Below are 8,781 nucleotides of genomic sequence, written 5' to 3'. Positions count from 1 at the left end.
GGCGAAGCGGCTGGGCGAACTGACCGCCTTGCACCGCGAGCTCACCATCCAGCTGGTGCCGGTGCCGCGCTCCTTCTCCCTGTCGCGCCGCGAGGCCGATATCGCCATCACCGTAGAGCGCCCGACCGAAGGCCGGCTGGTGGCGGGCAAGCTTGTCGACTACACGCTCGGCCTCTTCGCCTCCCGCGCCTATGCCGAGGCCAATGGCCTGCCCAAAACGCCGGCCGAGCTCGGTCGGCACACGCTGATCGGCTATGTGCCGGACCTCATCGTCAGCCCCTCGCTCGACTATGCCGCCGAGTTCAGCCCCGAATGGCGCACCAGCTTCGCCATCTCCTCGGCGCTCGGCCAGGCCGAAGCGGTGCGCTCCGGCGCCGGCATCGGCATCCTGCACACCTTCGTCGCCCGTTCGATGCCGGAGCTGGTGCCGGTCGACATCGTCGCGCCCATCCGCCGCGCCTACTGGCTGGTCTATCACGAATCGGTGCGGCCGCTGCGCCGGGTCCAGCTCGTCGCCAACTTCATCACCAAGGCGGTGGAGCGGGAGCGCAGCCTGTTCAGCTGATGCAAACGGAATTCGTGGTTCAAGGCGAGTCAAGAATGAACGAATCCACCACTCGCTCAGCCTTGTCCGCCATCGGCGCCCACATCCGCGCCACATGCTCGACGCTATCACCCATCACGCTGCAGTTCACATAACCATAGCGCGGTCCTCGGACCGAAAACGCGAACCGAGAATGGCCATAGAAGGTGGCATTCTCGCGGCGAACCGTGAAGTCCAAGTCCGCCAGGCGAACGGGATAGCCATCGGGAAACCTCGCAAGCCTGTCATTGCTAAAATCGGCTGTGCTGAATGAGCTGCCTATCGTCTTTTTCCAATTATTCATCGACCAGCCCTCCATGAATTTGCCCGTATCGGATGGCGAGCCCGGTGCCGATTGATCGTAAAATGACGCCGATACCATGCAGGTAAGATCGGCGGATTTCACGCTCAGGCGTATCTCTTTGTCGGAAGGCGTCTCATCAAGCCATTCTTCTGGAAAGCTCAGCGAAAACCCGTTCTTCTGGTCGTGGACGGTCTTGTCTGCAGCCTTCGCCGCGAAGGCGCACAAGACGAGAAACACCAAAGTGGTGGTCAGAAAACAAAACCGCATCGACGGTATTCGTCCTTCAAATGTTTCACGGAAATGGTCAACGCTCTATCTCATCATTTTTGACGCAATTCCTGGCGGAAAGCTATGGCGAAGCGCCGAACCTAACCGCTCACACTTTTCCTGGAATTTGCACTAATCCGCGTCGAGCACGAACGAGCTCACGATCTTCTCGGCCTCATCCGCAAGCGGCGCCCATTTGCGCTCTACCTCTTCGGAGTTGTCGCCCGCGACCCCGCAATCGACGAAACCGTAATGCGATTGGCGCAGCGTCAGCGCGATGCGGGAATGGCCGTAGAAGCTGACATTTTCGTCGGCATAGTGGAAATCCATATCGGCTATGCGCACCGGATAGCCGTCCGGAAAATGCGCCAACTTGTCCTTACGGAAGGCGGCCGACTGATAGGCGACGCCGACCATGGTCTGCCAGTTGCTCACCTGCCAATCTTCCTCCATGAACGCCCTGACGTCGGGTGGATTGTCGGGAGCGGTCGGATCGTAGGCATTTTCCGACACGCGGCAGGTGAGTCCTCCTTCGCCGGATTTGATCTTGAGCCGAATGGTGTTGTCAAAGGCGGTTTCGCTCGCCCATTCCTCGGGATAGGTCAGCGAAAAGCCGTGCTCCCTGTCGTGAACGGTCTTGTCCGCGGCAAGCGCCGCCGCGGCGCAGCTCAGACATGCGGCCACCGCCGCGAAAAGAAAAAGACGCATGCCAAAGTCCCCTCGCTGCGGCCGATCCTATCACAGGCAGTTGGTGGTTGCCGCCTTGCCTCCGCCACAAATTCGGCCACTGTGGCACCGGCGCCTTCGTCATACTGTGGCTGGGCGCGAGGGGACAGTTTTCACAACGCCGGCGGAGAAATGCGAGCCGTTCTTGCCATTCTGCCGCTGCTTTTCCTGTCGGGCTGCGCCAATCCCTGGGCGAAGCTTCCGGAAGCGGAGCTGCCGAAGCCGATCCGCTATGCCATGTCGCGCCCCTCGCCTTTCGTCATCGGCAACTATTGCGGCCCGGGCACCCGCACCGGCGATCTGTCGGCCAAACCGGTCGACCGCCTCGACGCCGCCTGCCGGGTCCACGACGCCTGCTACATTGCCCGGCGCAATCATTGCGACTGCGACGGCGCGCTGGTCGCCTCCGCCAGGAAGATCCGCGACGACAAGACGGCGCCGCGCAAGATGCGCAGCCGGGCCGAATTGTTGATTGCGACCTTCGCGTTTCCCGTCTGCAAGATCTTTCCGCAAGGCTTCCTGCCGCCGCGCGATCCGGCTCAACTCAAGGCCATGAACGGGGCGGCCGGGTGAGCGTCAGGTCGGCCATCACCGCGACATGGCTTGGGCTGGCCCTCGCCGTGCTGGCCGGCTGTGCCGGCATGCCCGGCCATTCGGCCTGCGCCTTCTTCCCCGGCGACGACGCCTGCGGCCGCCTGCCCGTCTCGGCGGACAGCGGCGGCGAGGAGATCGCCGGAGCCCACTACTTCGCAGGCGGCAACGGCGCCTACGAGAAACAGTTCCAGGCGCTGCTCGCCCAAAGCCGCCTCGATGCGCTCGACCGCGCCAACGGCACCGGCCGCTTCGGCCGCGACTGGCGCGATGTCCAGAACAGCGGCTTCCACGCGACCTATCCGGCGCTGCAGCGGTTGGCCCGACCGCTCGACGACGCTGAGATTGCGCCGACACAAGGCAGGCCGGGCGAAGGCCGGTTCGCCGGCCGCTGGCGCATATCGCGGCAGACGCTCTATCTCGATGCCGCCGCGCGGCCCTTGGCGCCCAAGACCTTCAGCTTCTCCGGCCTTGAGGCGCGCTCGGTCGAGATCGTGCTGCGCCAGGCAGGCCAACAGCCCATCGACATCGGCGGCACCTGCGACGGCCCGCTCGCGATCCGCGCATCGGGCCGTTCCACCACGGTCGCCAGGGCCGTGCCATTCCATCTCAGCTTGCCAGCCGCGGAAACCTCCGTCAGCCTGTTCCCCGACGAGACACTCAGCCAATGCGATCTTCGCGTGACCTCGGCGCTAGCGCCGGCCGGCGCGCCGCTGACCCTGCTGCGGGAGGAGAGCGCGGATCCCTGGATCGCGAGGCTCGACAGCCGCTACGACCGCTGCCCGGTGCCCGATCCGGCGGGTATGGAGGAGCTCGACCGCGCCTTCTATGCCGGCCGCTGGTTGTCGCAGACCTGCGCGCTGCCTCTCGGGTCGCCGACCCTGCTGCGCAAGTCGCGCGACGGTTTCAACGCCAAGGTCGAGGCCTTGCTCGGCAAGACGCTACCGGACAGCGCCTTCGGCAAGGCCGACCCCGAGCTGCCGCTCGATTTCGCAGACGCGCCGAAGCTCAGGCTGATCTATCTGTCGTCGCTGGAGTTCAAGGCGGACTTCTCCGGCCGCATCATGGAGCGGCTGATCCGCCATCACGCGGCACTTGGCACCAAGGTGCGCATCCTGGTGACCGACGTGCTGGAGCGGGAGAAGGACGACGCCATGCTGCACCGGCTGGCGGCGGAATTCCCCAATGTCGAGCTGCAGGAATATCGCTGGCAGGCCGACCACGGCGCGCCGTTCGACGAGCAGATCTCACAGCTGCACAAGGTTCACCACATCAAGATGCTGGCGACGCTGGCCGAAGAGCCTGGACGCTCGCGCGTCATCATCGGCGGCCGCAACGTCCATGACGGCTTTCTGTTCCACAAGCCGGTCGACCTGAGCCGCTATCCGGACCTGGAGCAATACGGCAAGACCGACGGCTTCTCGCTGAACTACTATTCCAACTGGAGCGACTTCGACATCGAGATCGCCGACCCGGCGACTGTCGAGACGCTGGCCGCGCATCTGTCGACCATCTGGCTGCGCGGCGCCGACACCAATCTGTCGCGGCCGTTCTCCATTCCGGTTCGTTCCATAGCTGCCCCGCGCGGCGTGGCGCGGCATTTCATCTCCGTGCCTTATGAGGACGGGCACGCGCTGGAGGCCTATTTCGTCGAGCTGATCGACACCGCCGAGCACCGCATCCAGATCGTCAATCCCTATCTCAACCTGACGCCCGCTATCGCCCGGGCCTTCGACCGGGCGCTGGCCAGGGGCGTGAAGATCGATGTCGTCGGCCGCATCGACCTCAAGGGCGATATCGGCGGCCGGTTCCTCACGGCGCTCAACAAGCTGTTCGTCGAGAGATATGGCGACCGCATCGACATCCGCGAGTTCAAGGCGCCTGATGTGGTGCTGCACTCCAAGATCATGATGATCGACGAAAGGCTGGTCGCCATCTCCTCGGTCAACCTCAACAACCGCAGCTTTTTCCACGACTCGGAAAACGGCATGGTCGTGCTCGATCCGGCCTTCTACCGCCGCATGAAGCCGGTCTATGACGATTACCTCGCCCATTCGCGCCCGGTCGCCACCAATGTCACGATCGGCTGGGCCTACCGGCTGCTGTTCAGCGACAAATGGGTCCGGGAGGCGTTTTGAGGCCGCCGCCCGGGCGAACTAAGGTGTGCAGACCGGTCTCACCAGAATATCAGCGCAGCTTTAGATGGGCTTCAGATACCGCTCCGGGCTCAGGTCGCGCGCGTTGATCTCTGGCACCCGGTTCGACATGATGTCGGCCAGCACCTTCGCCGAGCCGCAGGCCATGGTCCAGCCGAGCGTGCCGTGGCCGGTGTTGAGGTAGAGATTTGCAACCTCGCTCAGTCCGACCAGGGGCGGTCCGTCCGGCGTCATCGGCCGCAAGCCGCACCAGAAGCTCGCGGCCTTGAGATCGCCGCCGCCGGGGAAGAGATCACCGACCGAGTGTTCGAGCGTGCGGCGGCGCGATTCATGCAAGCGAAGGTCATAGCCCGAAATCTCCGCCGTGCCTCCAACGCGGATACGGTCGCCGAGCCGGGTGATCGCCACCTTGTAGGTCTCGTCCATGACCGTCGACACGGGTGCTGCCCCGGCATTGGTGATCGGCACGGTGATCGAGTAGCCCTTGACCGGATAGACCGGAATCGGCCGCCCCAGCGAGCGCATGAATTGCGCGGAATAGCTGCCCATCGCCATCACGAAGGCATCCGCGGACCTCCACCCGTGGTCGGTCAGCACATTGGTGAGGCGGTTGCGGTTCCTGACGATGCGCCGGATGGTCGAGCCGTATTCGAAGGTCACGCCGCGCGCCACGCAGAGCTCGGCGAGCTTGTCGGTGAACATCTTGCAGTCGCCGGTCTCGTCGCCCGGGAGCCTGAGGCCGCCGACGAATTTGTCGCGCACCGCCGCAAGCGCCGGCTCGGCGGCGACACAGCCGTCGCGGTCGAGGATCTCGTAGGGCACGCCGTATTTCTTCAGCACCTCGACGTCGCCGCCGGTGCCGTCGAGCTGTTTCTGCTTGCGGAAGAGCTGCAGCGTGCCTTTGGCCCGTTCGTCGTAGGTGATGCCGGTCGCCTCGCGCAGCGCCTTCAGCGTGTCGCGGCTGTATTCGGCGAGCGGCACCATGCGCGACTTGTTGAGCGCGTAGCGCTCGGCCGTGCAGTTGCGCAGCATCTTGAGGAGCCAGGTCCACATATGCGGGTCGAAAGCCGGCCGCACCACCAGCGGGCCGTATTTCATCAACAGCCATTTGATGGCCTTGACCGGGATGCCCGGCCCGGCCCAGGGCGAGGCATAGCCCGGCGACACTTCACCGGCATTGGCGAAGCTGGTTTCGAGCGCCGGCCCCGGCTGGCGATCGTAGACGGTCACTTCATGACCGGCCTCGGCGAGGAAGTAGGCGGTAGTGACCCCGATCACGCCGCCGCCCAGCACGATGACTTTCATTCCATGCTCCCTCAAAGGCCGATCATGCCGCCGAAGGGCCCGGATCGTCCCCTTCTGTCTGCCGGATTTTGCCGCGTCCGCCAAGGGGCCAGTCAGCGGTGGGCGCGCTGTGGACCAGCTTGAGGACGTGGCGAGGCCGTTCGGCGGCGCGGTCCTGCGCCGCTCGCCGCGCGGCCTCCGGCTGATAGGCCACCTCCTCGAGAAGGACCTCCTCGGCCGGGCCGTCGGCCCGCTCGGCCAGCGCCGATTGTCCCGCCCTCATGCCAAGCAGGCAGAGGCCGTGCCACGTGGCGACCGGCAGGCCGGAGCCGACGGGAGCGGATGCTTCGGCCTGCACCAGCGTCCGCGTCTGCGATGAACCGCCGCCGGCGCGGAAGATCACCCGGCTGTTGAGCGTGGCAAGGTCGGGCTCGACGGCTCCCGTCGCAATGACGCGGCTTTCGGCGAGCTTGCGTTCGAGCATCGGCGCGATCGGATCGGCAAACGCGCGACGGCGCATCAGCATCGCCTCGATCACCGCGAAGTCCTTGGCCGTCAGGCGGTAGAAAGTCCCGGTCATGGCGCTCTCCGCGTTTGTTCGACGGCGTCGATCGTTGCCGAGAGGACCCGGCTGTCGCGGCTGCGCCACGAAACCGTGCGTCCGGCCCGCGCGCCGATCAGCGCCGTTCCAAGCGGCGTCAGCACCGATATGCGTTTTTCGGCGATATCGGCCTCCGCCGGATAGACCAGCGTCACCGTCTGGGTGCTCCCCTCCGGGTCCTGAAGCGTCACCGTCGAGCCCATCCGCACCACGTCGGCGGGCAATGCCGCCTCGTTGGCGACCCTGGCGCGATCCATCTCGGCAAGCAGGTCCTCGGCCATATCGGGCACGCGGTCGAGAAAGGCCCTGGCGAGGCTGCTCAGCCGGTCGTGGTCCGCCGCGCTGACAAGGATGGTGTTTCGCGAACGCGCTTGCGTTGCTGCATGCATGGCATACCTCATAATCCGGCGCATCGGTTGCCCGAATGCGCGCAAGCCGCCACGTCGAGGGCGGCGAACAAAGCCGGGCCGCAAGGGCCGCAGGCTCGATGAAAATGTCTGGAATTCAAACGCCCCGGTTCACGCGGCCGCCGGCATTGGCGGCCACGCCGGGGCTACGCTCCCGCGATGGGGCAAACCCTGAAGCAGGTTTTGATATAAGCGAGGTTGCTCATACCCCGAACCTTGCCGAGAAGCCCCGGCTTGTCAAGCAAGGCGCCTGTTTCAACCACCGAGGTAGCGGCGGTGAAAGCGCGCACCCAGGCTGGTCAATATCTCATAGCCGATGGTGCCGGCATGGCCGGCCGCGTCGTCGACGCTTTGGGACGGACCGATGAGCTCGACGAGATCGCCCTCGCTGAGCCGGCCGGCGGGAAGCGCCGAAATGTCGAGGATGATCGAGTCCATCGACACGCGCCCGATGAAGGGCAACCGCACGCCCCCGAACCAGGCGGCCGAAGCGGCGCGCCGGTGCCAGCCGTCGCCATAGCCCAGCGAAATGGTCGCCAGCCTGAGCGGACCGTCGGCCTGGTGGGTATGGCCGTAGCCGATGCCGGTTCCGGCGCCGATCGCGCGCGTTTGCGCCACCTTGGCTTGCAGCCTTATCACCGGCAGCATCGGATTGGCTTCGTAGGGCGTCGGATTGACGCCGTAGAGCGCGGCACCCGGGCGGGCGAGGTCGTAATGATAGGCCGACCCGAGAAAGATACCGGACGAGTTGGCCAAGGAGGCTGGCGCCGCGGGCAGCAGCATGCGCAGCCGCTCGAATTCGCGCCGCTGCGTCTCGTTAGCCGCCTGTTGCGGCTCGTCGGCGCGGGCGAGATGGCTCATCACGAAACGGATGTCGATGCCGTCGAAGGCACCGGCCTCCCCCGCGACCGCCTCGACTTCCGCCGGCGCCATGCCGAGCCGGGCCATGCCGCTGTCGACCTGGATGGCGGCCGGCAGGCTCCGGCCCGCGCTCCGCGCGGTCTCGCGCCAGGTTTTCAATTGAACGGCGCTGTTGATGACCGGGAAAAGCCCGGCCGCCAAGGCTTCCGGTTCCGAACCCGGCGGCAGCCCGTTCAGCACGAAGATGTCCGGCCCGGGACCGATCGCCTCGCGCAGCGCGATGCCCTCGCCGAGCAACGCGACGAAGAAGATGTCGCAGCCCTCTTTCGCCAGCGCCAAGGCCACTTGGGCGGCGCCGAGCCCATAGCCGTCGGCCTTGAGCACGCCGGCGCAGCGGACGCCGTTCAGCCGCGCCTTCAGCCGGCGATAGTTTTCCCGGATGGCCCCGAAGTCGATCGTCAGGATCGCTCCGGCGGCCGCCTCGCTCACCGTCGAGCCGCTGCTTGCGTCATGTGCCGGAAACCTGCGTCCGGTGTCGTCGTTCATGGCGACCCCCGCTTAAAGCATGTCTCCCGAAAGTGGGAACCGGTTTCGGGATAAAGACATGCGCCAAATCAAAAAACCTAAAGCGCATGGAGCGAACCTGAAAGATCGCGACGCGCTTTGGTGCATCGGCAATCAATACGGTCACAGGGCCGCCGCGACAACCGGGGGGTTATAGGGCCAGGTGCTCGAACGCCGCCACCACCTGCTCATAGACCTTGCGCTTGAACGGCACGATCAGCTCCGGCAGCTCCCGCATCGGCCGCCACGCCCATTCATCGAATTCGGCCGTGTGGCCGCCGGGCGGCGGATTGATCTCGATCTCGCTTTCGTCGCCCTCGAAGCGGTAGGCGAACCATTTCTGCGTCTGGCCGCGATAGCGGCCCTTGAAGGCGACGCCGACCAGATGCGGCGGCAGGTCGTAATTGATCCAGCGCGGCGCCTCGGCAAGCAGCGAA

Annotated in this window: 10 protein-coding genes; 3 read left to right on the top strand and 7 right to left on the bottom strand. The window is 65.5% G+C overall.

The genetic code is table 11. The annotated features are described in order from the left end of the window. Positions 1-565: substrate-binding domain-containing protein (locus EOD07_RS12770; protein ID WP_206519464.1), on the top strand; the 565-nt coding region annotated here is incomplete at its 5' end. A gap of 19 nt (positions 566-584) precedes the next feature. On the opposite strand, the gene EOD07_RS12765 is transcribed toward EOD07_RS12770, so the two are convergent. Both EOD07_RS12765 and EOD07_RS12760 read right to left on the bottom strand, forming a co-directional pair. Continuing rightward, positions 585-1,154, bottom strand: coding sequence for a hypothetical protein (locus tag EOD07_RS12765; protein WP_127235702.1), 570 nt, complete (start codon positions 1,152-1,154; stop codon positions 585-587). Between the two features lie 132 nt (positions 1,155-1,286). Beyond that, on the bottom strand, positions 1,287-1,862 hold the full coding sequence (locus EOD07_RS12760; protein ID WP_127235701.1) for a hypothetical protein: 576 nt from the start codon (positions 1,860-1,862) through the stop codon (positions 1,287-1,289). Between the two features lie 150 nt (positions 1,863-2,012). Here EOD07_RS12760 and EOD07_RS12755 point away from each other — a divergent pair, with 150 nt between their 5' ends. Both EOD07_RS12755 and EOD07_RS12750 read left to right on the top strand, forming a co-directional pair. Next, positions 2,013-2,453, top strand: coding sequence for a hypothetical protein (locus EOD07_RS12755; protein ID WP_127235700.1), 441 nt, complete (start codon positions 2,013-2,015; stop codon positions 2,451-2,453). Continuing rightward, entirely contained in the window at positions 2,450-4,609 is a 2,160-nt protein-coding gene (locus EOD07_RS12750; RefSeq protein ID WP_245470097.1) for a phosphatidylserine/phosphatidylglycerophosphate/cardiolipin synthase family protein, read from the top strand. Before EOD07_RS12755 ends, EOD07_RS12750 begins: the two co-directional genes overlap by 4 nt. Positions 4,610-4,669: 60 nt before the next feature. Here EOD07_RS12750 and EOD07_RS12745 read toward each other — a convergent pair whose 3' ends face one another. From EOD07_RS12745 to EOD07_RS12725, 5 genes are all read right to left on the bottom strand, one after another. Continuing rightward, positions 4,670-6,016 (bottom strand): D-amino acid dehydrogenase, encoded by a 1,347-nt coding sequence (locus EOD07_RS12745; RefSeq protein WP_348627759.1) that lies wholly within the window; start codon positions 6,014-6,016, stop codon positions 4,670-4,672. After that, the gene (locus EOD07_RS12740) at positions 5,955-6,491 is read right to left on the bottom strand and encodes a nucleoside-diphosphate kinase (RefSeq protein ID WP_041001014.1); all 537 of its coding nucleotides are present in this window, start codon (positions 6,489-6,491) and stop codon (positions 5,955-5,957) included. Before EOD07_RS12740 ends, EOD07_RS12745 begins: the two co-directional genes overlap by 62 nt. Beyond that, entirely contained in the window at positions 6,488-6,901 is a 414-nt protein-coding gene (rnk, locus tag EOD07_RS12735; protein ID WP_040991625.1) for a nucleoside diphosphate kinase regulator, read from the bottom strand. The genes EOD07_RS12740 and rnk overlap by 4 nt, the downstream gene beginning before the upstream one ends. A 273-nt stretch (positions 6,902-7,174) precedes the next feature. Continuing rightward, the gene (alr, locus tag EOD07_RS12730; RefSeq protein WP_127235699.1) at positions 7,175-8,326 is read right to left on the bottom strand and encodes an alanine racemase; all 1,152 of its coding nucleotides are present in this window, start codon (positions 8,324-8,326) and stop codon (positions 7,175-7,177) included. A 169-nt stretch (positions 8,327-8,495) separates the two neighbouring features. Beyond that, positions 8,496-8,781 (bottom strand): RNA pyrophosphohydrolase (locus EOD07_RS12725; protein ID WP_127235698.1); only part of this gene is annotated, 286 nt, incomplete at its 5' end.

The sequence above is a fragment of the Mesorhizobium sp. M2C.T.Ca.TU.002.02.1.1 genome, assembly GCF_003997225.1.
This window is presented reverse-complemented; position numbering and strand designations above follow the sequence as displayed.